This window comes from Nocardiopsis sp. NPDC058631, from assembly GCF_042716955.1.
In the GTDB taxonomy this organism is placed as follows: Bacteria; Actinomycetota; Actinomycetes; order Streptosporangiales; family Streptosporangiaceae; genus Nocardiopsis.
On sequence record NZ_JBHXQY010000098.1, the window covers coordinates 1 to 24,524 of the forward strand.

A 24,524-nucleotide genomic window follows, 5' to 3' on the forward strand; every position below is an offset into this window, starting at 1 on the left:
CCGGGGACGCGGGCTCCGCGGCGGTGTGGGCCGCCGTGACGGCTCCGCGGTCAGTCCAGGGGCGGGCGCAGGCGCGTGACGAACTTGTAGCGGTCGCCGCGGTACAGCGACCGCACCCACTCCACCGGATGGCCGTCCCCGTCGAAGCTGTGCTGGCAGTGCAGTACCAGGGGCAGGCCGACGTCCACGCCGAGCAGCCGTGCCTCGTTGGGGGTCGCCAGGACCGTCTCGATCGACGCCTCCGCCTCGGCCAGGGACACGTCGTAGGCGCTCGCCAGTGCCTCGTACAGCGACGCGTACCGGTCCAGCTGGCGCCGAAGGCCCGGGAAGCGCCGGGCGGCGAGGTGGGCGGTCTCCACGGCCATCGGCTCCCCATTGGCCAGGCGCAGCCGCTCGATGCGCAGCACGCGCCCGCCCGAGCGGATCGCGAGGAGTTCGGCGAGCTGGTCGTCGGCGTTGATGTAGCTCACGTCCAGGATGCGCGTCGCCGGGTGCAGCCCGTGCGCGCGCATCTCCTGGGTGTAGCTGGTGAGCTGGAGCACCTGGGCGACCTTCGGCTTGGCCACGAACGTGCCCTTGCCCTGGATGCGGAGGAGGCGGCCCTCCACGACCATCTCGGTCAGCGCCTGGCGCACCGTCGTCCGGGACGTACCGAACTGGGTCGCCAGCGCCCGCTCCGGGGGGACCGGGTTGCCCGCGGGCATCGCCTCGATCAGCTCCAGGAGCTGCTTCTTCACCTGGTAGTACTTCGGCACCCGGGGGTTGCCGTCCAGTATGCGCTGACCAGTCATCAGTCTCCTCCGCCGCGTCCCGCGCTTGCCGCACACATCCCCCCGGTGTGGTCGATGCAGCGGGCGGGCGACCGCCGATTGGTGTGGACCACTGGTCGAGTGCGTACCTCTTGAGTATGCACGCCTTCATGGGATGATTTGTGAGTGCCTCACCTCAGTGATCTCATCTGGCGACACACGTCACTCAAACAAGCGGACCTGGAATGGATCCACTCCCTGGTCTCGGACTGGCAGCTCCTGGCGGACCTGTCCTTCGCGGACCTCGTCCTGTGGGTGCGCCTGCGCGAGGACGACGGCTGGGTGGCGGTCGCCCAGATGCGCCCCACCACCGGTCCGACCGCCTTTCAGGACGACCTCGTCGAGGCGGTCCTCCTGGACGACATGACGGATGTCACGTCGAGGACGGCCCCGCGTGCGGTCGGCCGCAGGGCCCTCATCGACCGCGCCTGGGCGGAGGGCCGGATCTGTCGCGACGGTGATCCGGACTGGTCGGGCGGGGTCCCGGTGCGCGAGGAGACCATCCCGGTACGCCGGGAGGGCAACCTCATCGGCGTCATCCAGCGCAGCACCAACCTGAGTTCCGCGCGCACGCCCAGCCGCCTGGAGCTGACCTACCTCCAGAGCGCGGGTGACCTGGCGCAGATGATCGCCGAGGGGGCGTTCCCGTTCAGCGACCAGGGGCCGCTGATGGTGCGCTCCCCGCGCGTGGGCGACGGACTCCTGCGGCTGGACCAGAACGGCGAGGTGGTCTACGCCAGCCCCAACGCCCTGTCGGCCTACCGGAGGCTCGGGCTGGCCGCCGACCTCGTGGGCGCGCGCCTGGACCGCACGACGCTGGAGCTGGCCGCGACGGGGGAGGCCAGGGACGAGGCCCTCACGTACACCGCCAGCGGCCGGGCCCCGCAGGAGGCGGAGGTGGAGACGCGCGGGGTCACCGTGCAGCTGCGCGCCATCCCGCTGGTCATCGACGGGGTGCGTATCGGCGCGCTGGTGATGGTCCGCGACGTCACGGAGCTGCGGCGCCGCGAGCGCGAGCTGATGACCAAGGACGCCACCATCCGGGAGATCCACCACCGGGTCAAGAACAACCTCCAGACGGTGGCCGCCCTGCTGCGGCTCCAGTCCCGGCGCCTGGACGTGCCCGAGGCCAGGGCGGCGTTGGACGAGGCGGTGGGCCGGGTCGGATCCATCGCCATCGTGCACGAGATGCTCTCGCACACCCCGGACGAGGTCGTGAACTTCGACGACATCGCCGACCGGGTGATCCAGATGGCGGCGGAGGTCTCCTCCACGGGGGGCACGGTGGTCCCGCGCCGGGTCGGCGGGTTCGGCCTGTTGAACGCCCTGGTGGCGACGCCGCTGTCGATGGTGCTCGCCGAACTCGTGCAGAACGCCGTGGAGCACGGTCTGGAGCAGGGGCCGGGGCGGATCGAGGTGCGGGTGCGCCGGTTCGACGCCGAGCCCGCCTACCCCGGTTCGGGGAGCCTGGAGCTGGCGGTGTCCGACGACGGCGGGGGCCTGCCCCTGGACTTCGACCTGGAGGGCACCACGAGTCTGGGCCTGCAGATCGTGCGGACCCTCATCGTCGGTGAACTGGGGGGAACCCTGGCGATCAAGCCGATGGAGAGCGGTGGGACCGAGGTCGCCATCAGCCTTCCGCTGGAGCGCGAGGAGGGCGAGGTGCCCTAGATGTGGTGACCTGAGAGGTGCGTCCCGGGGGGCGCGGCGCGGCCCCCGCCGCGCCGCGGGGACCTCTCGTGCTTCCCGTGCTCGCACGGGGCGCGTCGTCCCTCGGGACGTGCCTCCCGTGGCGGGTTCCGCCGCGGGGGTTTCGCCTGTGTCACCGGAGGGGGTGGGCCGGTGCAGCGGTGTACCGCCGGTGCCGTGGGTGCGGCGGGAGGTGGGGGGTCAGCTGCGGACCATGGAGCGGTGCGAGGAGCCGCGGCGCTTCTTGAGCAGGCGGCGCTCGTCCTCGCTGGTGCCGCCCCAGACGCCGCCGTCCTGGCCGCTCTCCAGCGCCCACTTCAGACAGGCGGAGCTGACGGGGCAGCGCTGGCAGACCGTCTTCGCTTCCTCGATCTGGGTCAGTGCGGGGCCGAAATTGCCGATGGGGAAGAAGAGTTCAGGGTCTTCGTCACGGCAGGCTGCGTCATGGCGCCAGTCCATGCGGTCCACTCCTCACGGTGAGGCGATCGTGGCTTGTGAAGCTTTTCACGATCGTGCGCGTTCGCGGATTGTGCGAAGGGCGCCCGATGGATGGGTTCCATCGGAGGATGTCCAGGCCGAGGTGGTTCAGGTTTCACCCCACGGCCATGTGGGAAGCGCCCAAATTAACTCGCCCGTAACTCGCGGCGATATCTTGAGCGTGACAGGCTTCCCCTGGCCGTGCAAGAGGTCCCGAGGCCGAAGGTCCTGATCGGTGTGTCAGGTGCGTCACAGTGCTTGCGAATGGTCTCTACCGGCGCAATTAACAGATGATTCGTAATGCCTTCGGTACAGAGTGGAAGTTGACCTGTTCTCGCTCTCCCAGGTATTCGCCGTCGATTTGGAACGCCCTGGGGTGCGACGACGAGATGCGGAGAGAGTCCTGGTCATGCCACGTGGCGTAGCCGTCACCGCGCGCCGGAAGCCCTTTGGGGAAGAACATTTGGGAAAGTACCCAGCCGGTGATCGCATGAGACGAGTGCGTGAGGGCGAAAGCGTCCAGCCCCAGCTCGAAACGGGAGGCCGGCGTCGGCTGAAGGGGGAGGGTGCCCGCGTACGTCCACGGTGTGGTGTTCGTGACGAGCGCGAAATACACCTCTTCGAGGGTCCTTCCGCGGCTGACCACGCTTAGTGACGGATCGCGGATATCACCCTGGAAGAAGAGCTTTACCGCGACTTCCGCGTAGAGGGCCGGAGTGGCCTTACGGCCGTTCGCGCGCTCGTGTTCCACCTGCTGGACCACATCGGCGTCCCACCCGAATCCAGCACAGAAAGTGAAGTAGCGGTCGTCCCGATCGCTGGTGATCCGGCCGAGGTTGATCTCCCGCTCGCGTCCCGCCCGGATCGCTTCGAGCACCGCTCCGGTCGCCTCGACCGGATCGCCGGGCACACCGAGGGCACGGATGAAGACGTTGGCGCTGCCGCCGGGGATCACCGCGTAGCGTGGTCGCCTGAGCCCTTCCGGAGTGGACAGGAGACCGTTGACCACCTCGTTGACGGTGCCGTCGCCGCCGAGACTCAACACCAGCTCGTGGCCGTCGGCCGCGGCCTCGCGGGCCAGGGTGACGGCGTGGTCGCGGTACTCGGTCTCGGCGACGGTGATGTCCAGTTCCGAGGCCAGGGCGCCCAGGATCACCTCACGGGTTCGTGACGTGGTCGTGGTCGCCTGGGGGTTCACGATGAATAGGGCGCGCACACACTCAGTGTAGGCGTTCCGGGGGCGCGGAACCCGCCGTACCCCGCAACGGTTACTTGTGGGTATCCACCGCGGCGCCGTGTTCCGCCCGGGGTACCGTGCGCCGGACGCGCAACACCAGGGCCGGGAGGCGGTCCGCCGGGAGCGCGTATAGGCTCGTCGGGTGTCTTCTCGTCCCGTCACCGTCGTCGTCGCAGCAGCGCTGGAGGCCCTGATCGGGCTGGCCGCGGCGGCAGGCGGACTCTACAGTCTCGCCACCGCCGTCACCGGGCGCGCCGGCGACCTCACCAACGCGATCCCCCTGGCCGTACTGGGGCTGGGCGTCGGCGCGCTGCTGGTGTTCGTCGCGCGCGGGCTCTGGCAGCTCAAGGAATGGGCGCGTACGCCGGTGTTCGTCACGCAGCTCTTCCTCGCGGTGGTGTCCTACTACATGTTCACCAGCGAGCAGTACGCGATCGGGGCGGCGCTCCTGGGCGTGGCCGTGTGCGCCGCCGCAGCGGTGCTGTCGCCGCCGACGACCGCGGTGCTCTTCCCCGAGGACCGGGGGAAGTAGCTCCGCGGCCGCCTACGGCGTACCGTCGTGCGGTCAGTCGTCCGTGGTCAGCGCCTGGCGCAGCTGCGCCAGGGTCCGTGCCAGCAGACGGGACACGTGCATCTGCGAGATCCCCAGCTCCTGGGCGATCTGTGACTGTGTCATGTTGCCGAAGAAGCGCAACAGCAGGATGCGCTTCTCCCGCGGCGGGAGCTGCTCCAGGAGGGGCTTGAGCGACTCCCGGTACTCCACTCCCTCCAGGGACTCGTCCACGATGCCCAGCGAGTCGGCCACCGCGGGGGCGTCCTCGTCGCCGCTGTCGGGAGCGTCCAGCGACACCGTCGAGTAGGCGTTGGCGGACTCCAGGCCCTCCAACACCTCCTCCTCGGTCATCTGGAGGTGGACGGCGAGCTCCGCGACGGTCGGGGAGCGCCCCTCCCGCTGCGAGAGGTCGCCGACCGCCTTGGTCAGTGAGAGCTTGAGCTCCTGGAGACGGCGGGGAACCCGCACAGCCCAGCCCTTGTCACGGAAGTGCCGTTTGATCTCACCGACGATCGTCGGGGTCGCGTAGGTGGAGAACTCCACCCCGCGTTCCAGGTCGAACCGGTCGATGGACTTGATCAGCCCGATCGTGGCCACCTGGGTGAGGTCGTCCAGCCACTCGCCGCGATTCCTGAAACGGCGTGCCAGGTACTCCACCAAGGGCAGGTGGAGCTCCACCAGTTCGTCGCGGATCCGGCGGCGCTCGTCGGAGTCCGCGTCGAGTTCGTTAAGGCGCTCGAACAACAGTCTCGCCCGCGCCCGGTCGGGCACCGCGTGTTCGGTCTTCGCTGTCAGAGCGGGCCCCCTTTCGCTCACGCCGGCTCCAGGGTGCCGCGGCGCTTGTACAGGACGATGTAGACGCGGTCGTCCGGTCCGGCCCCCGAGTCGACCTCGCCCGCCAGGGCGGACAGAACGGTCCACGCGAAGGTGTCGCGGGCGGGAAGGCGTCCGTCGGCGGTGAGTACCGAGACGGAGATGCGCATTCCCTCGGGGGTGAGTTCGAATTCCGTGGTCAGTTCTGTGCCGGGCAACGCCTGGGAGAGGAGCATCGCGCAGGCCTCGTCGACACCGATCCTCAGGTCCTCGATCTCGTCGAGGGTGAAGTCGAGTCGCGCGGCCAGGCCGGCTGTCGCCGTACGCAAGACGGACAGATAGGCGCTGTCCGCAGGCATGTTGACGGTGACAGCGTCCCTGACGCCAATGGCGTCGGCCGTGGGCACAGCGGTTTCTTCGGTCACGTCCCTCCTTCGGGGGGCGAGGTTGCCGCTTGAAAGCAATGTATCTCGTTTCACCCTGCCACCGACGCAGGGAGAACGGATCGTGTCCGTCGGATCCGGTCCGAACACAAGACGATCGGCCCTTCTCAGGTCCGGGCGGACCCCAGGGCGGCCAGCGCGTCGCCGTCCAGGCGGCGGACCGTCCACCCGTTCATGGGCCGGGAGCCGAGCGACTCGTAGAAGCGGATCGAGGGCTCGTTCCAGTCGAGCACCGACCACTCCATGCGCGAGTAGCCGCGTTCCACACAGATCTCCGCCAGGTTCCGGAGCAGGGCCAGGCCGTGGCCCTCGCCGCGTGCCTCCCGGCGGACGTAGAGGTCCTCCAGGTAGATGCCGTGCTTGCCGGTCCAGGTGGAGTAGTTGCGGAACCAGAGCGCGAACCCGACGGCGCCGCGGTCCTCGCCGAGGCCCTCCGCCACGTGTGCGAACACCGACGCGTCCGGGCCGAAGAGCGCGGTACGGAGGTCGCCTTCGGTGGCGACGGCCGCCTCGGGCTCCTTCTCGTACTCGGCGAGCTCCCGGATCATCTGGTGGATGACCGGGACGTCATCCGGTCGGGCTGGACGGATCATGGGATCACCTGGGTCGCGGATCGGCGGACACTGTCCCTCCCAGGATATGCGCTGGGACGGGAGGAACTCGTGGGTCGCCCGCGCGGCCCGGGACGGAGCGGGCCCGCCGGGGGCCGGGCGGGAGCCGACAGGGGTGTCGGACGCCGGGGCCGCCCGCTCTCAGGGGCGGTGGGCGACCACGCGTTCGACGAGCCCCAGGAGGAGGCGGTCGTGGTGGCCGATCTCGAACCCGACCTCGGAGGCGACCTCCCTGGGCAGACGGCGGGGGTTCTCACGTCGCCGTTCCACGAGCCGTCCGGGCAGGCGCGCGTACTCGATGTGGTCGACCATCAGCAGCCTGCCGCCCGGCACCAGGACGCGGTACATCTCCGCCAGGGCGCGCTGCTGGTCCGGGACGGAGCACAGCGCCAGCGTGCACAGGACGGTGCCGAAGGTCTGGTCGGGGAAGTCCAGGTCCTGGGGGTCGCCCTCGACGAGGCGAGCGGGCATCCCCAGCTCGTCGGCCCTGTTGCGGGCGTCGGCGAGCATTCCGGGATCCGGGTCGATCCCGGTGAACTGGACCTGGGGCGGGTAGTGGGGCAGGTTCCGGCCCGTGCCCACCGCCACCTCCAGGGTGTGCCCCCGCGCCCCGGCGCACAGGATCTCGCGGGTCCGGCGCATGGCCGGGCTCTGAAAACGCCGTTCGTGGTCGTGGTGGGCGGTCGGCCCCTCCCCGCGCGTGCGACCGTGCTCCGTGCGCGAATCCATGTCTCCCCCTGGCAGCGGCGCCTACACCATGACTCTGGGGTCCCTGCGGTCTCCGGGTCAAGGGGGAGGGGGGAGCGTTCCCGGCCGGTTCCGGCCTTCTCGTTACAAGACGGACCTCTTGGACCTGTCGAGCGAAACGTGCCGAAACGCGCCGGGCGCCCCGCACCACCGTGCGGGGCGCCCGTGGAAGGCCGTCGGTTCCAGATCGTTGACGGGAGTTTCCTGAAACTCCCGTCAACGATTTAGAGCACCTTGGACAGGAAGGCCTGGGTGCGCTCGTGCCGGGGGTGGGAGAGCACCTCGGAGGGCACCCCCGACTCCACCACCACCCCGTCGTCCATGAACACCAGGGAGTCGCCGACCTCGCGGGCGAAACCCATCTCGTGGGTGACGACCACCATGGTCATGCCGCCCCTGGCCAAGTCCCGCATGACGTCCAGGACCTCGCCGACCAGTTCCGGGTCGAGGGCGCTGGTGGGCTCGTCGAACAGCATGAGGGACGGTTCCATGGCCAGCGCGCGGGCGATCGCCACGCGCTGCTGCTGGCCGCCGGAGAGCTGGTCCGGGTAGGCGTCGGCCTTGTCCGGCAGGCCCACCCGCTCCAGGAGTTCCAGGGCCTTGGCCGTCGCCTCCGCCCGGGGGACCTTCTTCACCTGGACCGGGGCCTCGATGATGTTGCCGACGACGCTCAGGTGCGGGAACAGGTTGAACCGCTGGAAGACCATCCCGATGTCGCTGCGCTGGGTGGCGATCTCGTTGTCGCGCAGCTCGTACAGGCGGCCGCGCTTTTGCCGGTACCCCATCAGCTCGCCGTTGACCCACAGCCGCCCGGCGGAGAGCTTCTCCAGGTGGTTGATGCAGCGGAGGAAGGTCGACTTGCCCGACCCGGACGGGCCGATGATGCACATGACCTCACCGCGCGTGACCTGGAGGTCGATGCCCTTGAGGACCTCCAGCCGACCGAAGCTCTTGTGCACGTTGTCGGCCACCACGAGCGCGTCGGCGGGCAGTTCGGCACCCTCCGCGGTCTCGATGACGTGGTCGCTGCTCTGTTCGCTCATCAGTGGGCCCCTCCGACGACGCGGCCACGGATGCCGCCGTACTGTCCCGGGTTGAACTTGCGCTCGATGAAGTACTGGCCGACCATCAGCACGCTGGTGATGGCCAGGTACCACAGGCAGGCGGCGATCAGCATCGGGAAGATCTGGTAGGTCCGGGATCCGATGGCCTGGAGCTGGTAGAAGAGCTCGATGGTCACCGGTACGTACGCCAGGAGCGCCGTGTCCTTGAGCATGGCGATGGTCTCGTTGCCCGTGGGCGGGATGACGACCCGCATCGCCTGCGGCAGGGTGATCCGCCGCATGATCTTGCCGCGGCCCATGCCGAGGGCCTGGGCGGCCTCGGTCTGCCCCTTGTCGACCGACTGGAGCCCGGCGCGGATGATCTCGGCCATGTAGGCGCCCTCGGACAGCGACAGGGCGAGGAGGCCCGCCATGTAGCCGCTCAGGAGGGTGCGGGTGTCGAACTCGAAGAAGCGGGCGTCGCCCTCCAGGCCGAGCCACGGCATCCAGTAGTTGTCGAACGGGAGGCCGATCGCGATCGTCGTGTACAGGATGGCCAGGTTGCCGAACAGCACCGCCAGCACCAGGCGGGGCACGCCGCGGAAGAACCAGGTGTACAGCCAGGAGACCGACACCAGGACCGGGTTGCCGGAGAGCCGCATCACGGCGAGGAGGATGCCGAGGACGATGCCGATGAGCATCGACAGCACGGTGGCGCTGATGGTCACCCACACGCCCCGGACCACCGGGTCCGAGAACATGTGGTCCACCATGAACGGCCAGTTGAACGCGTCGTTCGTGAACAGCATGTGCACGAACATGGCGGCGAGGACCAGGATGACCGCCGCGGCGACCCACCGCTCCGGGTAGCGGACGGGGACGGCTGTGACGGGCTCGGTCGAGCGGCCCGGGGTCGGATTCGGCGACCCCGGGCCGCTCACCGGTTCGGTCGGTGAGGACACAGGTCAGTCTTTCGCTCGGTGGATGTCTGCGGTGGTGCGCCCCTACAGTTCGGGGTTCACCTCGGCGGTCTCCATGACACCGGCCTCGACACCCCACTCGCCGAGGACCTCGTCGTAGGTGCCGTCCTCGATGATGGAGTTGAAGGCCGCGGCGACGGCTTCGGCGAGCTCCTCGTTGTCCTTGTGGGCGAGGATGCCGTAGGGGGCGGCGTCGTACTGCTCGCCGATGAACTCCAGGACGCCGTCGCCGGTCTGCTCCAGCGCGTAGGCGGCGGTGGGCATGTCGGCGAGGGAGGCGTCGTTGACCCCGGAGACGACGGTCTCGGTCGCGAGCGGCTGGTTCTCGAACTTCTGGATGGTGATGGCGTCCTCACCGGCCTCGACACAGGCCTCGCTGCGCGCCTCGATGTCGGCGTCGTGCGTGGTGTCGGACTGCACCGCGATCCGCATGCCGCAGGCGTTGTCGGGGTCGATGTCCTGGGGGTTGCCCGTCTGGGCGAACCACTGGGTGCCCGAGGAGAAGTAGCTCACCATGTTGACCTGCTCCATGCGCTCCCCGGTGACGGTGAACGAGGACGAGCCCAGGTCGTAGGTCCCGGTGTCGACACCGATGATGATGGAGTCGAAGGCGGTCGGCACCCACTCCGACTCCAGTCCGAGCTTGCCCAGGGCCGCGGTGAGGAGGTCCACGTTGAAGCCGAGGACCGTCTCGCCGTCCTCGTCCAGGAACTCTCCGGGCGGGTAGGAGGCCTCGACGCCGATCGTGACGCTGCCGGCCTCGGCGATGTCCTCGGGTACCAGCGCGGCGAGCTCCTCGTCCACCTCGACGGAGGGGGCCTCGGGCGTGGCCTCCTCCTCCGAGGCGCCGCCGTCCCCACCGCACGCGGTCAGGGCCAGGACGCCGGCGACGGACAGGGCGCCGAGGGCGAGGGGCGCGGAGTGGGGCTTCAGCAGGGCCATCGTGAGGTCTCCTTCGGAGCACTGAGTGCCTGGTCGGAGGCGGGTTCGTGACCCCACCGCCCGAGCCAAAACGACATTGAGAGCATTGTCCGACAAAAGCTGATAAGTCGGTGCCGTCCTATCGTGCCGACCCGCGATTTTCCTGCGGTCACCGTTGTGAGAGGATTGCGTAACGGGTCATCCCCGTGAGAGGCGACCGCGCAGTACTCGCATAAGAGTCCGGCGAAGAACGACTCCCCCCGGCGACACCACCGGTCATGGCCGACCGGCGTCGTGGGAGAGCTCCCCTGGCACCTTCACTTCTTCGCGCGCGGTCCGCACCATTGCCGAGGTCCGCCCCCGTCATGGCCGACGGCCGGGCGTACACGCATACCGAGGGGTTTGAGTCATGACGACCATTTCGCGTACCCAGCACCAGCATTCCCACCTCGACGAGGACCCCGCCTTCGCGCTGCACCGCGGAGGCAAGCTCCACATCTCCTCCTCCGTCGACGTGCACGACCACGAGGGGCTCTCCCTCGCCTACACCCCCGGCGTCGCCCGTGTCTGCGACGCCATCGCCGAGACCCCCGAGCTCGTCGAGACCTACACCTGGAAGAGCAACCTCGTCGCCGTCGTCACCGACGGCACCGCCGTGCTGGGCCTGGGGGACATCGGCCCCGAGGCCTCCCTGCCCGTCATGGAGGGCAAGTCACTGCTGTTCAAGCAGTTCGGTGACGTCGACTCCGTGCCGATCGCACTGGGCTGCACCGGTGTCGACGAGATCGTCGAGACCGTCGTCCGGATGGCCCCCTCCTTCGGAGGGATCAACCTGGAGGACATCGCCGCCCCCCGCTGCTTCGAGATCGAGCGCAAGCTCCGCGAGCGCCTCGACATCCCCGTCTTCCACGACGACCAGCACGGTACCGCGATCGTCACGGTCGCCGCGCTGCACAACGCCGCGCGCCTGACCGGCCGCACCCTCGCGGACCTGCGCGTCGTGGTCTCCGGGGCGGGGTCCGCCGGTGTCGCCGTCACCAAGATGCTCATCGACGGCGGGATCGGTGACATCGCCGTCGCCGACTCCAAGGGCATGATCCACGACGGCCGTGAGGGCCTGAACCCGGTCAAGCAGCAGCTCGCCGGGATCAGCAACAAGGCGGGACTGCGCGGCTCCATCGAGAGCGCCCTGGCCGGGGCCGACGTGTTCATCGGCCTGTCCTCCGGTGAGGTCCCGGAGCCGGTCGTGGCCACCATGGCCGACGACGCGATCATCTTCGCGATGGCCAACCCCAACCCCGAGATCCACCCGGACGTCGCCCGCAAGTACGCGAGCGTCGTCGCCACCGGGCGCAGCGACTTCCCGAACCAGATCAACAACGTCCTGGCCTTCCCCGGCGTGTTCCGGGGGGCGTTCGACGCCCGTGCCACGGACATCACCGAGAACATGAAGCTGGCCGCCGCCGAGGCGCTCGCCGGACTCGTCGGCGACGACCTGTCCGCCGACTACGTCATCCCCAGCCCCTTCGACGCCCGGGTGGTCCCGGCGGTTTCCGCCGCCGTCGCCGCCCAGGCCCGTGAGGACGGGGTCGTCCGCGCCTAGCGGTACGACGGGGCCCCGCGTGACGGAGGCCACCCGCGCCTCCGAGGGGGCCGAACACGACAGGGACCCGGCAGGCGCGCCCCCGCGACGCCTCCGGGTCCCTTCGTCCGACTACCTCGTGCTGTCCGTGCCGTTGCCGTCGGACGCCGGACCGCTGTCGGGTCCCGCGGTCTCGTCCGGGCCCCCGGCATCGGCTTCGCCGACCGCCTCGCTCCAGGGGTCCGCCGCCGTCCCGGAGGGGGCGGGTCGGGTTCTGGGCCCGTCCCCGGGGGCGGTTTCCTGCCCACCCGGTTCGGCGGGGGCCCCGGGACCGGCGGAGTCTCCACCGGACGGCGGCTCCGCGTCCGCCGCGGCGCCCTCCCCGTTCCCCGGCCCCGCGGAGTCCTCCCGGGGCGGACCCCAGTGCCTCGCGTCCCTGCGGATCACCTCGACCGTGTCGTCCAGGATGCGCCGGAGGTCGTGCGCGGCGGCCTCACCGACGTGCCCCGCCTCGCGGACCACGTCGCGCACCCGGTCACCGAAGTCGCGCAGCGCCTGGTCGAACTCCGGCTCTCCGTGCGGGCGGCCGAATTCGCCGCGTCCCCACACGGCGCCGAAAGCGCCGAAGCCCTGGGCGAAGCGCTCCCACTCGCGGGCCCAGCGCGAACCGTCCTCGCAGCCCTGGCCGCCGCTGCGGTCGCCCTCGCCGCCGGCCGTTCCGGACGCGTCCCCGGACCGCTCACCGGGGGCCTTCGCCCCCTGGCCGGAGGGCTCGGCGCCCCCGTCTGCGGGGGGCGTCCCGGGTCCGCCCCGGTCTCCTCCGGCAGGGGCGGACCCGGCGGGCGGCTCCGGGCGGCGCGCACCGCCCGCGGAGAACTTCAACTCCTCGCGCAGCGAGCTGATGGTGGCGCGCACGTCCTGCTTGACGGCCCGCGCGACGTCACGGACGGAGTCGGTGATCTCCTGCTCCAGGTCGTCCAGGTCGCCGCTGCGCCCGCGCAGCTCCGCGCGGCCCTTGTCGGTGAGGCGGTAGACCTTCCGGCCGCCCTCCTCGGTGTGGGTGACCAGGCCCTCCTCCTCCAACCGCGCCAGACGCGGGTAGATGGTGCCGGGGGAGGGCGAGTACACCCCGAGGAAGCGGTCGCGGAGCAGGCTGATGATCTCGTAGCCGTGCCGCGGGCTCTCGTCCAGCAGCTTGAGCAGGTAGAGCCGTAGCCTGCCGTGGCCGAAGATGGTGCTCATTCAGGCCCCCTCGGGGATCGCGGCCGGTGCCTCGGGCGCGCGCCGCAGCAGCGCCGTCCGACCCGACGCGGAGTTGACGGTGATGGAGGCGGGGTCGACACCGCTGCCGATCTTGCCGCTGAGGACCGTCCTGGCCGTGGCCGTGCGCCGGTCCAGACCGAAGTCGGAGTTGACCGGCGAGGTCGAGGTGCGCAGTTCGACGGTCGCCGAGGTGTCGGAGGGAACCCGCAGGGCGATCTCCCCGGACACCGAGTTGAGCCGTACCCGTCCGGCGGGGCAGATGTCGGTGTCGGCGAGCAGCTGGCCGGAGACGGTCTTGGCGCTCAGGGCGGAGAGCCGTCCTCCCGCCACCGCGAGCTGGCCGCTGACGCTGTTGAACTTGAGGGAGCCGCTGGCGCCCCGCACGGCGGTGTTGCCCGAGACGGTGGCGATGTCGGTCTCCCCCGCGGCCTCGTCGATGGTGATCTCGCCGGAGGCGGTCCGCAGCTGGCTGCGGCCGCTGATCCCCGCGGCCACGATGGGCGCGGTGGCCGTGGTGACCTCCACGGGGCAGTCGCGCGGAACGCGCAGGTTGACGGTCGCCCTGCGGTGCTGCACCTGCTTGTAGGTGGAGAGTTGCATCGGGCGGAGCCGGTCCAGGAAGCCGTGCCCGGTGAGGTCCTCGTACTGGATGGTGAGGATGCCCGCCTCCTGGGTGACCAGGAGGGGCTCGCCGACGATGTCGGTGATTTCGAAGGTGGCCGGGTCGTCGGTGGGCAGGATGTTGACGTGACCGCCGATGATCCGGACCCGCAACGCGACGATGCCGTCCAGGGTGTGGGTCATCGGCCTGTCGATGGTCCAACGCGCCATCGTGTGTTCCCTTCGCTTGCTCTGTGGCTTCACGATATGTCGCGAGTGGGGAGAACTCAAGATATGTCGCGTAGTTTCGGGGGTGGTTCAGGGCGGCCTCGGGGTTCACCCCGAGCCGGACCCGCACCCGGGTCGGGGGCGGCTCGGCTGGGTCCGTACGGACCGCCGGTCCGATCGGACCGCGCACGACCTGGAGGAACCGAGAACGCGCCCTCTCCCGGACTCCGCCGCAGGCCGGCCCCCGCAGGGACGGGAAAGGGGCCCAGGTCGTCATGACCTGGGCCCCTCACGTCCCACCGCTCTCACGGAGGGCGGTGCCTACTCCTCGTCCTCGTCGTCCAACCGGGCCAGCCAGGTGGCCAGCCGGTCGACCGGCGTCTCGAACTCGGGGTGGATGTCGGTGAACACCCGCAGCTGCTCGGCGAGCCAGGCGAAGCTGACCTCCTCCTCGCCGCGGCGGCTCTCCAACTCCTCGATCCCGCGATCGGTGTAGTACACGCTCGGTCCCGTCGTCAGTCGGCGGGCGGGAACACCGTGTCCACCAGGGCACGCTGCTCGGCCTCGTGGCGCTTGGCCGAACCGGCCGCGGGCGCGGAGGAGGCCGGACGCGAGATCCGGGTGAACGGACGGTCGAGCTGCTCGGAGAAGACCAGCGCGACGAAGGGCCACGGGCCCATGTTCGCCGGCTCCTCCTGCACCCACAGGACCTCGCCCGCGTTGGGGTAGGCCTTGAGCTGCTCGCGGATCTCCTCGATCGGCAGCGGGTAGAGCCGCTCCGCCCGGATGATGGCCGTGTGCTTGTCACCGCTCTTGCGGCGTGCCGCGTCCAGGTCGTAGTAGATCTTCCCGGAGCACAGCACCACGCGGCGCACCTTCTCGGGTGCGATCGAGTCGTCCGTGATCAGCGGCTGGAAGTAGCCCGACGTGAAGTCCGCCGTGGCCGACGTGGCGGCCTTCAGGCGCAGCAGCGACTTGGGCGTGAACACCACCAACGGGCGCTGGAACGGCGACTTGGCCTGCCAGCGCAGCAGGTGGAAGTAGCTCGCCGGGGTCGACGGCATCGCGACGGTCATGTTCTCCTGCGCGCACTGCTGGAGGAACCGCTCGATACGGGCGGACGAGTGGTCCGGCCCCTGGCCCTCGTAGCCGTGCGGCAGCAGCAGGGTCACGCTGGAGCGCTGGCCCCACTTCTGCTCGCCCGCGCTGATGTACTCGTCGATCACGGTCTGGGCGCCGTTGACGAAGTCGCCGAACTGCGCCTCCCACATCACCAGCGCGTCCGGGCGGGTCAGCGAGTAGCCGTACTCGAATCCCAGCGCCGCGTACTCGCTCAGCAGCGAGTCGTGCGCGTGGAAACGGCTGGTCCCCTCGTCGAACCGCTTGAGCGGCGTGTAGGTCTCGCCCGTGTCGCGGTCCATGAGCGTGGCGTGCCGCTGACCGAAGGTGCCGCGACGGCTGTCCTGGCCGATCAGGCGGATCGGGTGGCCGTCGAGCAGCACACCGCCGAAGGCCAGCAGCTCACCGGTCGCCCAGTCGATGGCGTCGGTCTCGACCATCGTCGCGCGGCGGGTCAGCTGGGGCGCCAGCCGCGGGTGCGGCGTGAAGCCCTCGGGCAGTGACACCTGGGTGTCGATGATCCGCTTGACTGTCTCGTCGCTGATCGCCGTCTCCACGGCGGAGTGGTCCAGACGGCCCTCGGTGAACACCTCGGGCTTGACCACGGCGCCCGGCTCGACCGGCCTCTTCTCGACCTCGCGGGTCTCGGTGAAGGCCCGTTCGAGCTCGGTCTGGTAGTCGCGCAGGGCCGACTCCGCCTCCTCCACGGTGATGTCCCCGCGGCCGATGAGGGCCTCGGTGAACAGCTTCCGGGTGGAGCGCTTGGCGTCGATGACGTCGTACATCAGCGGCTGGGTGAACGCGGGGTTGTCGCCCTCGTTGTGACCGCGGCGCCGGTAGCAGACCAGGTCGATCACGACGTCCTTGTTGAACGCCTGACGGTACGCGAAGGCCAGGTGCGCGACCCGGACCACGGCCTCGGGGTCGTCCCCGTTGACGTGGAAGATCGGCGCCTGCACCATGCGCGCCACGTCCGTGGCGTACACGCTGGAGCGGCTGTCGGCCGGGGAGGTGGTGAAGCCCACCTGGTTGTTCACGATGACGTGCACCGTGCCGCCGGTCCGGTAGCCGCGCAGCTGCGACAGGTTCAGCGTCTCGGCGACCACGCCCTGTCCGGCGAACGCGGCGTCGCCGTGGATCAGGATCGGCAGCACCGTGAAGCCGTGGGGGCCCTTGTTGAGGACGTCCTGCTTGGCGCGGACGATGCCCTCGGCGACCGGGTCGACGGTCTCCAGGTGGGACGGGTTCGCGGCCAGCGAGATCTGGATCTTGTCGCCCTCGCGGGTCTCGAAGACGCCCTCGGTACCCAGGTGGTACTTGACGTCGCCCGAGCCGTGCGCGCTGCGCGGGTCCATGTTGCCCTCGAACTCGCCGAAGATCTGCCCGTACGACTTGCCGCAGATGTTGGCGAGCACGTTCAGGCGTCCGCGGTGGGCCATGCCGATGACGGCCTCGTCCAGCTCGGCCCTGGCCGCCCGCGAGATCACGCCGTCCAGCAGCGGGATCAGCGACTCCCCGCCTTCGAGCGAGAAGCGCTTCTGACCCACGTACTTGGTCTGGAGGAAGGTCTCGAACGCCTCGGCGCTGTTGAGCCTGTGCAGGATGTGCAGCTGCTCGTCGCGGTCGAGCTTCTCGTGCTCGCGCTCGACGTGCGACTGGATCCACTCCCGCTCCTCCGGGCTCTGGATGTGCATGTACTCGATACCCACCGTGCGGCAGTAGGTGTCGCGCAGCACGCCCAGCACGTTGCGGAGCTTCATGACCTGCTTGCCGCCGAAGCCCCCGGTGGGGAACTCGCGGTCCAGGTCCCACAGGGTGAGTCCGTGCTCCAGCACGTCCAGGTCGGGGTGCTTGCGCTGCTCGTGGTCCAGCGGGTTGGTGTCGGCCATGAGGTGGCCGCGCACGCGGTACGCGTGGATGAGCTCCTGGACGCGGGTGGTCTTGTCGAGCTGCGTCGCCTTGTTGACGTGGATGTCCTGCACCCAGCGCACCGGCTCGTACGGGATCCGCAGCGAGTTGAAGATCTCGTCGTAGAAGCCGTCCTCGCCCAGGAGCAGCTGGTGGATCCGGCGAAGGAACTCGCCGGACTGCGCGCCCTGGATGATCCGGTGGTCGTAGGTCGACGTGATCGTCATGACCTTGCTGATGCCCAGCTCGCTCAGGGTGTCCTGGGACGCTCCCTGGAACTCCGCCGGGTACTCCATCGCGCCGACGGCGAGGATGGTGCCCTGGCCGGGCATGAGGCGCGGAACCGAGTGCACGGTGCCGATGCCGCCCGGGTTGGTCAGGCTGATCGTGGTGCCCTGGAAGTCGGGCACCCCCAGCTTGTTGGCGCGGGCCTTGCGGACGATGTCCTCGTAGCCGCTCCAGAACTCGTTGAAGTCCATCTCCTCGGAGCCCTTGATGCTGGGCACCACGAGCTGACGGGAACCGTCGGGCTTTTGGAGGTCGATGGCCAGGCCGAAGTTCACGTGCTCGGGCTTGGCCACGCCCGGCTTGCCGTCGACCTCGACGTAGGAGTAGTTCATCTCCGGCATGGCCTTGGCGGCCTTGACCATCGCGTAGCCGATGAGGTGGGTGAAGGAGACCTTCCCACCGCGTCCGCGCCGGAGGTGGTTGTTGATGACGATGCGGTTGTCGAACAGGAGCTTGACCGGCACCGCGCGCACACTCGTCGCGGTGGGCATGGTCAGACTCGACTCCATGTTGGTAGCGGTCCGCGCGGGTGCACCGCGCAGACGCTCCTGCTTGACCTGGAGAGCCTTGTCCTTGCTCGCCTGCTCGGGTGCAGGGGTCGCAGCGGACTTCTTCGGCGCGGGGGCTGCGGGAGCCTTCTGGTCCTGCGTCTTCGCAGTACCCCCACCCTTCACGCCAGCAGTCTCCGCGGGCTTGTAGTCCGCGAAGAAGTTCCACCAGGCCTTGTCAACGGAGTTCGGGTCGTTCAAGTACTTCTGATAAAGCTCCTCGACCAACCACTCGTTGGGACCGAAGTCTGTCAGGGGTTGAGACGCCTCAGACGACACGGCGGAGATCGCCCACTTCCGCAGCTCGCTTGTGAATGTGTATGAAGACGGGTGGCTGCTGGCAAGGCGGGCTCAAAGGAACATGGGAGCATCCCCGCACAGGCGGGAAGCATCTGACCTGGCCAGCACTCGTCGGACACCAGGCTACTTGTACCGGCCTCCTGGCGGGGAACGCGGGCGTTGTCGAAACTAGGAGATAGCTAACAATGTTTCACATCCATGCTGCCCCTACGTGTGAGTAACTAAGCACAGCGTCGTTATTCTGTCTTTTTTGTATGGATATGAGGGGGTTCTGGGATGTGAAGGAGCTGTCCGGCTTCGGCCACCCGGGGTGTGGTGCGTGCCACTACGGGGGCCTTCGGGGGACACGGAACCGACATCGGGGGAGCCGCGTCGGAGTGGGTGCGAGCGGCCGGGCAGGACGGCCGGGTCCCCACCGCCGGCGTTTCCCAGCGGAGGCGGTGGGAACCCGGGCCCGGCCGCGGACCCCTCCCCGCGCACCGGCAGCCCGGCGTCCCGCCCCTTTCTCCGACCCCCACCGGGTGCCGACTGGCGAAACGCCGGTCCGGGCCGCAGAGGATGTACGGATCTGTGCGCTCTCCGGAGTTCTCCCACGCGAGCGGGCCCGCCGTGTCTACGATCACGGTGACGAGCACACCGAGGTCACACCGCGGGGGAGGCCCATGAGGGGGCTGGGGGAACTGGAGGCGGCCATCATGGACGCGCTGTGGCGGTCGGACGAACCGCTCTCGGTGCGCCAGGTCCGCGAGAACATGGTCTACGACCGGGACATCGCCTACACGACCGTCATGACGGTCGCGAACATCCTCTTCCACAAGGCGCTGCTGGACCGGGAGAAGTCCGGGCGCGCCTGGGTGTACTGGCCCAGGGAGACCCACGCCGAGTACACCGCGCGGGTGATGGACGAGGTCCTCAGCGCCGGACCCGACCCGCGCGCCACGCTGCTCAGCTTCGTGGAGCGCTTCAGCGACGAGGACATGGTGCGCTTCCACCAGGTGCTCGGCCAGGTGCGGGGCCGCCGGGGCATCGCCAGCTGACCCTCACCGGCGGCGCACGGAGCGCACGCTGGCGGAGCAGACCGCCGCCAGGGTGGCCAGGAGTGTCAGCGACGCCACCAGCACCAGGGACCGGCCCGCGCCGATCGCCTCCGCGACCGGTCCTATCGCGATCTGCCCGATCGGCATGGCCATGAACGACCCCAGCGCGTCGTAGGAGTACACGCGGGAGAGGCGTTCCTGCGGGACGTTCTCCTGGAGGGAGACCTCCCACGCCACCGTGAACTGCTCCACGGCGATCCCCGCGACGAACATCGCCGCGAACAGGACGGGCAGGGGCGAGGGCCCGGCGAGCGCGAAGAACGGCGCCGTCTGCACGGCGACCAGCGCCGTCCCGAAGAACAGCGCCCTGTGCGGCTGCCAGCGCGCCGCGAACAGGCCGCCGAGCAGCAGTCCCGCGCTGTTGGCCGCCATCAACAGGCCCCACGCGGCGCGCCCGAAGGTCTCGTCGGCGATCCCCGGTCCCAGCACGGACGTGGCCGACGACCAGCCCGCGTTCACGACCGTGAACTGGAGGACGATGATCCACACCCAGGGCCGGGACGTGAACTCGCCCCACCCGTCCCGCAGGTCGCGCAGGAGGCTGCCGGGCTCCGCGCCGTTCCGGACGGTCACGGGCACGCGCACGAACACGAATGCGGCTCCCGCGCAGGCGAACAAGGCCGCGTCGACCCCGATCGCCCAGCCCGCGCCGATCAGGCCGACCACCAGACCGCCCACCGACATGCCGAGGAACAGCCCGCCCCGGACCCCCATGCCCGCGACGGCGTTGGCCTGGCGCAACAGGTCGCCTGGCACGGTCTGCGGGGTCAGTGCGGCGGATGCGGGCATGTTCACGGCCGCGGCGGCGCCGTTCAGCAGGCTCAGCGCGATCATCAGGGGCAGTGACGCCGTCCCCGTCAGCAGGGTCAGCGCGAGGAACCCCTGGGAGAGGGCGGCCAGGACACAGCCCCCCTGGAGCACGAGGACGCGCGGGAGCCGGTCCGCGATGACGCCCCCGAGCAGCAGCAGGGCCACGTTCGCGACGGAGCGCGCGCCGACGACCAGTCCCACCTGGGTCAGGGAACCGGTGACGTCCAGGACCGCGAACGCCAGGGCCACGGACGCCATGCCGTTGCCGACCGCCATCAGGGTCCGGCCCGCCACCAGTCCTCGGAAGGGGGCGTGCCGCAGCGGCGCGGAGATGCCCGCGCCCGGGTCGCCGGTGCGCACCATGGGCCGAGCTCCTCCGGGGTCGTTGCGGTCGACCGACGCATGTTCCCAGCCGCCCCCGTGGCGATCAACCGATTTCTTCGGCCGGGTGCGCCACGGAGGGGCCGCGGAGGACGGTGGCACGGCGCCGGAAGCGGGAGGCGCGGCTCCGCCACTACTCCAGGACCCAGCTGCGGTTCTCGGCGGCCAGCTTCTCGACGAGGGTGGCGCTGTCGTGCTCCTTGGCGAACAGGTGCTCGGGCCGGGTGATGGGCACGATCCACAGCCAGCGCACCGGGTCCCCCTGGAAGGACAGCCCGGAGGTGTCCGGCGGCCGGTGGTCGGGGCGGGTCACCAGGGGTTCGGGGTCCTCCATCAGCAGGACGGCTCCCGCCCCACCGCGCATCCCGCTGTCCTCGGAGTTGTCCAGCCACTTGACCGTGTGACCGGTTCCGAACCAGGTCACCGCCCGCCACGGGAACGCCCCGATCCAGCGGAAGATCCGTGCGGCCCTGTGGGCGGGCATGGTGGTGGCCAGGGCGAGTTCGACGCGCGCGTGCTGGGAGGTGTTGGCCATGTAGCGGTCCAGGGTGGGCATGCGCTGGCCGCACATCCCCACGGTGGACAGGACCGTGAACGGGCGCTCGGCCGTGGGAGGGCGTTCGGACACGCGCAGGAGGGGCGGGTGGCCGTCGGACACGTCCCAGTAGTGGCCGGGCTCGCCGACGCGCCGGTTGAGATGGCCGAGGACGGTGCGCTGCACGCTCCGCCAGGCCCCGGAGGCGCGGCGCCAGTCCCAGTAGGCCTCGGCGTGCACGACCCGGGGCCACAGCTGGCCGCGCACCGAGTCCAGCTCCCAGGCGTAGGCGCTGCGGCCGATGGCCTCACGCGCGTATCCCGGAAGCCCGCTGTCGGCCTCGGCCCAGCCGGGGATGACCGCGAGCAGGCCCTCCTCGTCGACCAGGGCCACGCCGTCGCCCTCCTCGAACCACACGGCCCGCAGGCACGAGGGGTCGAAGCGGGGACGGCCCTGCGGGTGCTTGGTGTACGCCTCCGGCATGAGGGGCGCCTGGCCCTCGTAGAGTCCGCTGGACTCGCTCGTGCGAGGGGCCATCTCGTGGTTGGCCAACCACACCGGGACCCGGATGCGCCCCCGGGCGTCCAGCAGGTAGGCGGCCGTGGTGTGGGAGTCGCACTCGACCACGACACGGCGGCTCTGGTACGGGCTGATCTCGTCGAGCAGGACGTCGATCCCTGTCACCGGCCCTCCAACGCGCCGCTCCCCTGATTGTGGTGGCTGCCGGACGAACAAGTCCGGGCCGTCCGCACAGTGCGTAGAATCGACGTTAGTGCCCTGACAGGCGGAGCTGCACCGCAGCCGCGTATAGGTCGTATAACGACCCGAGCCGCTGCCTCCCGCGCCGGGCCGAGACCACCGACTCCACCGTTACGGACTCCCTATGCCCGCCGAGCTCACCTTTGCCGCCCCGCGCCGTGCCAAACCTCCCCGGCACCTGGCCGACCTCAGCCCCGAGGAGCGGGTCGAGGTCGTCACCGAACTGGGGGAGAAGCCCTTCCGTGCCAAGCAGCTCGCCAAGCACTACTTCGGCGGTCTGGAGTCGGACACCGACGCGATGACCGACCTGCCCGCGGAGTCCCGCGAGCGTCTCGGCGAGGCCCTGCTGCCCACCCTCCTGACCCCGGTCAGGCACGTCACCGCCGACAAGGGCATGACCCGCAAGACCCTGTGGAAGGCGTTCGACGGGGTGCTGTTCGAGTCGGTGCTCATGCGCTACCCCGGCCGCGTCACCCTGTGCATCTCCTCACAGGCCGGCTGCGGCATGAACTGCCCGTTCTGCGCCACCGGCCAGGCGGGCCTGACCCGTAACCTGTCCACGGGCGAGATCGTGGAGCAGGTCGTCTCCAGCGCCCGCGACCTGGCGCGCGGCGAGGTCGCAGGAGGCCCGGGCCGGCTCAGCAACATCGTGTTCATGGGCATGGGCGAGCCCATGGCCAACTACAAGCGCGTCCTCCAGACGGTGCGCCGGATCACCGACCCGGTCCCCGACGGCCTGGGCATCTCCCAGCGCGGGGTGACGGTGTCGACGGTCGGCCTGGTGCCCGCGATCAACAAGCTCATCGACGAGAGGATGCAGGTCCGCCTCGCGATCTCCCTGCACGCCCCCGACGACGAGCTGCGGGACGAGCTGGTGCCCGTCAACAACCGCTGGAAGGTCGACGAGGTCCTGGACTCCGCCTGGCGCTACGCCGGGACCACGGGTCGGCGGGTGTCCATCGAGTACGCGCTCATCAAGGACATCAACGACCAGGCGTGGCGGGCGGACATGCTCGGCAAGCTCCTCAAGGGCCACCTGGTGCACGTCAACCTCATCCCGCTCAACCCCACTCCCGGTTCCAAGTGGACGGCGTCGCGGCCGGAGGACGAGCGCGAGTTCGTCCGACGGCTCCAGGCGCACGGGGTGTCGGTCACGGTCCGCGACACACGCGGCCAGGAGATCGACGGGGCCTGCGGGCAGCTCGCGGCGGCCGAGAACTGACCGGGGGCCGGCCCGGGGCCGGGGGCTCCACGTGATCGAGACGGCTCTGGCCTTCGTGGTCGCCCTCGTCTCCGGGGCCGTCCCGGTGCTCAGCATCGAGATCTACCTGGTGGGCGCCGTCGTCGCGATGGACGACGGCGCCCTCGTCGCGATGGCCGCCGCCGCGGGACTGGGGCAGACCCTCGGCAAGCTGCCCTACTACTACGTGGGCCGAGGCACGATCGCCGTGCCTTGGATGCGTCGCAGGGCGCAGACCCCCGGCAAGTGGGCGGAGCGCGCGGAGGGGTGGCGGCGCAAGGCCGAGGACCGGCCGCTCTGGGGCGCCGGGCTGGTGGCGGTGAGCTCCTTCGCCAGCGTTCCCCCGTTCATGGTGGTGTCGGTACTCGCAGGGGTCGTGCGGATGCACGTCGTGCTGTTCTCCGCGGTCACCTTCGTGACCCGGACCGCGAGGTTCCTCATCGTCGTGTTCGCCCCCGCTTGGGCGATGTCCTTCCTGCCCTGACCGGCGGCGGGACCGCGGGGAGGCCGAGGCTCAGACGGTGCCGAGCACCCGGTCGGCGAGGCGGACGAACGCGGCGACCGTCCCGGGCCCGTGGGTGAGCAGCGCGTCGTCGTGGTCGGCCCCGGCCACCACGACCTCCTCGAAGAGCTCCGCACTGGCGTCGGCGACCGCCGCGCTCTGCTCCGGCGGCACGATCCGGTCCCCGTCGCTGAGGACGACGGTCGTGGGGACGTCGATCTCCTCGACGGTCTCCCGCACGGGATAGGTGTCCCACAGCAGCGTCCGCACGGGCAGGTAGGGGTAGTGGTGGGTGCCCGTGTCGGCCAGGGAGCTGAACGGTGAGCGCAGGAACAGCCCCGCCGGAGGGCGTTCCGATGCCAGGGCGGTGACGACCGCGGCCCCGAGGCTCTCACCGAAGTAGAGGGTCCTCTCCGGAGCGTGCCCGTGCAGGGCGAGGGCGTCGGCGGCGGCGCGCGCGTCCATGGCCAGGCCCTGCTCCGACGGGCTGCCGGGGTTGCCTCCGTAGCCGCGGTAGTCGAACAGCAGGACCGCGAAGCCCTCCCCCGACAGCGCGCGTGCCAGCGGGGCGCGGCTCTCCCGGTTCCCGGCGTTGCCGCTGGCGACCAGGACCGCCGCGTCACGGTCCGCGCCGCGCGCGGGTACGAGCCAGGCCCCGAGTTCCAGGCCGTCCTCGGTGGTCAGGAGCACGTCCTCCGCCCCGGGGATCACAGTGTCGGCGGGCGGCGGCGTGCCGCCGAGGGGCACGTAGACCAACGACCTCTGGGCACCCCACAGCAGCCCGCCGAGCAGGACGGCCGTCGTCGCGACGACGGCCGCCACGACGGCGGCGCGAAAGAGGGGATGGCGTCGGCGTAGTCCCCCACCTGTCATGGGTGCTCCCTTCGAGGGGCCTCCTCCTCGCATTGTCCACCAGGGTGCCCGGCCCCGGAAGGGCGTTCCGGCCGGGTGCTCCGCCCGAACCCGCGGGGGAGGGCGGGGGCCCCCGGGGGGGGGGCGGGCACACCGTGGGCCTCTACCCGCGGGGGCGACCCCCCCCGG

Annotated in this window: 23 protein-coding genes; 6 read left to right on the top strand and 17 right to left on the bottom strand. The window is 70.3% G+C overall.

Features of this window, described 5'->3' with window-relative positions:
- Positions 1-50 precede the first annotated feature (50 nt).
- Positions 51-791 carry a GntR family transcriptional regulator gene (locus tag ACFWTE_RS24670; RefSeq protein WP_378782262.1) on the bottom strand — a complete coding sequence of 247 codons (741 nt, stop codon included), beginning with the start codon at positions 789-791 and terminating at the stop codon, positions 51-53.
- Between the two features lie 144 nt (positions 792-935).
- On the opposite strand from ACFWTE_RS24670, the gene ACFWTE_RS24675 reads away from it, so the two are divergent.
- The gene (locus ACFWTE_RS24675; protein ID WP_378782263.1) at positions 936-2,480 is read left to right on the top strand and encodes a sensor histidine kinase; all 1,545 of its coding nucleotides are present in this window, start codon (positions 936-938) and stop codon (positions 2,478-2,480) included.
- A 219-nt stretch (positions 2,481-2,699) separates the two neighbouring features.
- Here ACFWTE_RS24675 and ACFWTE_RS24680 read toward each other — a convergent pair whose 3' ends face one another.
- A complete protein-coding gene (locus ACFWTE_RS24680; RefSeq protein ID WP_378782264.1) occupies positions 2,700-2,957 on the bottom strand; it encodes a WhiB family transcriptional regulator in 258 nt (85 codons plus the stop codon).
- A 301-nt stretch (positions 2,958-3,258) separates the two neighbouring features.
- The gene (locus ACFWTE_RS24685) at positions 3,259-4,191 is read right to left on the bottom strand and encodes a diacylglycerol/lipid kinase family protein (RefSeq protein WP_378782265.1); all 933 of its coding nucleotides are present in this window, start codon (positions 4,189-4,191) and stop codon (positions 3,259-3,261) included.
- A 163-nt stretch (positions 4,192-4,354) separates the two neighbouring features.
- Here ACFWTE_RS24685 and ACFWTE_RS24690 point away from each other — a divergent pair, with 163 nt between their 5' ends.
- The gene (locus ACFWTE_RS24690; protein ID WP_378782266.1) at positions 4,355-4,744 is read left to right on the top strand and encodes a hypothetical protein; all 390 of its coding nucleotides are present in this window, start codon (positions 4,355-4,357) and stop codon (positions 4,742-4,744) included.
- Between the two features lie 33 nt (positions 4,745-4,777).
- Here ACFWTE_RS24690 and ACFWTE_RS24695 read toward each other — a convergent pair whose 3' ends face one another.
- The 7 genes from ACFWTE_RS24695 to ACFWTE_RS24725 all read right to left on the bottom strand — a co-directional run bounded on the left by ACFWTE_RS24695 (position 4,778) and on the right by ACFWTE_RS24725 (position 10,344).
- Entirely contained in the window at positions 4,778-5,536 is a 759-nt protein-coding gene (locus ACFWTE_RS24695; protein ID WP_378782284.1) for an RNA polymerase sigma factor SigF, read from the bottom strand.
- A gap of 41 nt (positions 5,537-5,577) precedes the next feature.
- Positions 5,578-6,003: an anti-sigma factor gene (locus ACFWTE_RS24700; RefSeq protein ID WP_378782267.1), complete on the bottom strand. Its 426-nt coding sequence runs from the start codon at positions 6,001-6,003 to the stop codon at positions 5,578-5,580.
- Positions 6,004-6,128: 125 nt separating this feature from the next.
- Positions 6,129-6,614: a GNAT family N-acetyltransferase gene (locus ACFWTE_RS24705; RefSeq protein ID WP_378782268.1), complete on the bottom strand. Its 486-nt coding sequence runs from the start codon at positions 6,612-6,614 to the stop codon at positions 6,129-6,131.
- 159 nt (positions 6,615-6,773) lie between these two features.
- The gene (locus ACFWTE_RS24710) at positions 6,774-7,361 is read right to left on the bottom strand and encodes a class I SAM-dependent methyltransferase (RefSeq protein WP_378782269.1); all 588 of its coding nucleotides are present in this window, start codon (positions 7,359-7,361) and stop codon (positions 6,774-6,776) included.
- Positions 7,362-7,603: 242 nt separating this feature from the next.
- The gene (locus ACFWTE_RS24715; RefSeq protein WP_378782270.1) at positions 7,604-8,422 is read right to left on the bottom strand and encodes an amino acid ABC transporter ATP-binding protein; all 819 of its coding nucleotides are present in this window, start codon (positions 8,420-8,422) and stop codon (positions 7,604-7,606) included.
- Positions 8,422-9,384 carry an amino acid ABC transporter permease gene (locus ACFWTE_RS24720; protein ID WP_378782271.1) on the bottom strand — a complete coding sequence of 321 codons (963 nt, stop codon included), beginning with the start codon at positions 9,382-9,384 and terminating at the stop codon, positions 8,422-8,424. Before ACFWTE_RS24720 ends, ACFWTE_RS24715 begins: the two co-directional genes overlap by 1 nt.
- Positions 9,385-9,426: 42 nt before the next feature.
- Complete coding sequence (locus ACFWTE_RS24725; protein ID WP_378782272.1) at positions 9,427-10,344, bottom strand: ABC transporter substrate-binding protein; 918 nt, start codon at positions 10,342-10,344, stop codon at positions 9,427-9,429.
- 388 nt (positions 10,345-10,732) lie between these two features.
- On the opposite strand from ACFWTE_RS24725, the gene ACFWTE_RS24730 reads away from it, so the two are divergent.
- Complete coding sequence (locus ACFWTE_RS24730; protein WP_378782273.1) at positions 10,733-11,926, top strand: NADP-dependent malic enzyme; 1,194 nt, start codon at positions 10,733-10,735, stop codon at positions 11,924-11,926.
- Between the two features lie 111 nt (positions 11,927-12,037).
- Here ACFWTE_RS24730 and ACFWTE_RS24735 read toward each other — a convergent pair whose 3' ends face one another.
- The 4 genes from ACFWTE_RS24735 to ACFWTE_RS24750 form a co-directional block, all read right to left on the bottom strand.
- A complete protein-coding gene (locus ACFWTE_RS24735) occupies positions 12,038-13,147 on the bottom strand; it encodes a helix-turn-helix transcriptional regulator (RefSeq protein WP_378782274.1) in 1,110 nt (369 codons plus the stop codon).
- Complete coding sequence (locus ACFWTE_RS24740) at positions 13,148-13,999, bottom strand: DUF4097 domain-containing protein (protein ID WP_378782275.1); 852 nt, start codon at positions 13,997-13,999, stop codon at positions 13,148-13,150.
- A gap of 318 nt (positions 14,000-14,317) precedes the next feature.
- Entirely contained in the window at positions 14,318-14,497 is a 180-nt protein-coding gene (locus ACFWTE_RS24745) for a DUF6104 family protein (protein ID WP_378782276.1), read from the bottom strand.
- Positions 14,498-14,511: 14 nt separating this feature from the next.
- A complete protein-coding gene (locus tag ACFWTE_RS24750) occupies positions 14,512-18,138 on the bottom strand; it encodes a multifunctional oxoglutarate decarboxylase/oxoglutarate dehydrogenase thiamine pyrophosphate-binding subunit/dihydrolipoyllysine-residue succinyltransferase subunit (RefSeq protein ID WP_378782277.1) in 3,627 nt (1,208 codons plus the stop codon).
- A gap of 683 nt (positions 18,139-18,821) precedes the next feature.
- Here ACFWTE_RS24750 and ACFWTE_RS24755 point away from each other — a divergent pair.
- The gene (locus ACFWTE_RS24755; RefSeq protein ID WP_378782278.1) at positions 18,822-19,196 is read left to right on the top strand and encodes a BlaI/MecI/CopY family transcriptional regulator; all 375 of its coding nucleotides are present in this window, start codon (positions 18,822-18,824) and stop codon (positions 19,194-19,196) included.
- A 3-nt stretch (positions 19,197-19,199) separates the two neighbouring features.
- On the opposite strand, the gene ACFWTE_RS24760 is transcribed toward ACFWTE_RS24755, so the two are convergent.
- Both ACFWTE_RS24760 and ACFWTE_RS24765 read right to left on the bottom strand, forming a co-directional pair.
- Entirely contained in the window at positions 19,200-20,429 is a 1,230-nt protein-coding gene (locus ACFWTE_RS24760) for an MFS transporter (RefSeq protein ID WP_378782279.1), read from the bottom strand.
- Positions 20,430-20,580: 151 nt separating this feature from the next.
- Positions 20,581-21,666 (bottom strand): suppressor of fused domain protein, encoded by a 1,086-nt coding sequence (locus ACFWTE_RS24765; RefSeq protein WP_378782280.1) that lies wholly within the window; start codon positions 21,664-21,666, stop codon positions 20,581-20,583.
- A 199-nt stretch (positions 21,667-21,865) separates the two neighbouring features.
- Between ACFWTE_RS24765 and rlmN the strand changes: the two genes are divergently transcribed.
- Both rlmN and ACFWTE_RS24775 read left to right on the top strand, forming a co-directional pair.
- Positions 21,866-22,963, top strand: a complete 1,098-nt coding sequence (rlmN, locus tag ACFWTE_RS24770; protein WP_378782281.1) for a 23S rRNA (adenine(2503)-C(2))-methyltransferase RlmN — start codon at positions 21,866-21,868, stop codon at positions 22,961-22,963.
- Between the two features lie 31 nt (positions 22,964-22,994).
- Complete coding sequence (locus tag ACFWTE_RS24775; protein ID WP_378782282.1) at positions 22,995-23,465, top strand: hypothetical protein; 471 nt, start codon at positions 22,995-22,997, stop codon at positions 23,463-23,465.
- A gap of 30 nt (positions 23,466-23,495) precedes the next feature.
- Here the strand turns inward: ACFWTE_RS24775 and ACFWTE_RS24780 are convergent, their stop codons facing one another.
- Positions 23,496-24,356 carry an alpha/beta hydrolase gene (locus ACFWTE_RS24780; protein ID WP_378782283.1) on the bottom strand — a complete coding sequence of 287 codons (861 nt, stop codon included), beginning with the start codon at positions 24,354-24,356 and terminating at the stop codon, positions 23,496-23,498.
- Between the last annotated feature and the right edge of the window lie 168 nt (positions 24,357-24,524).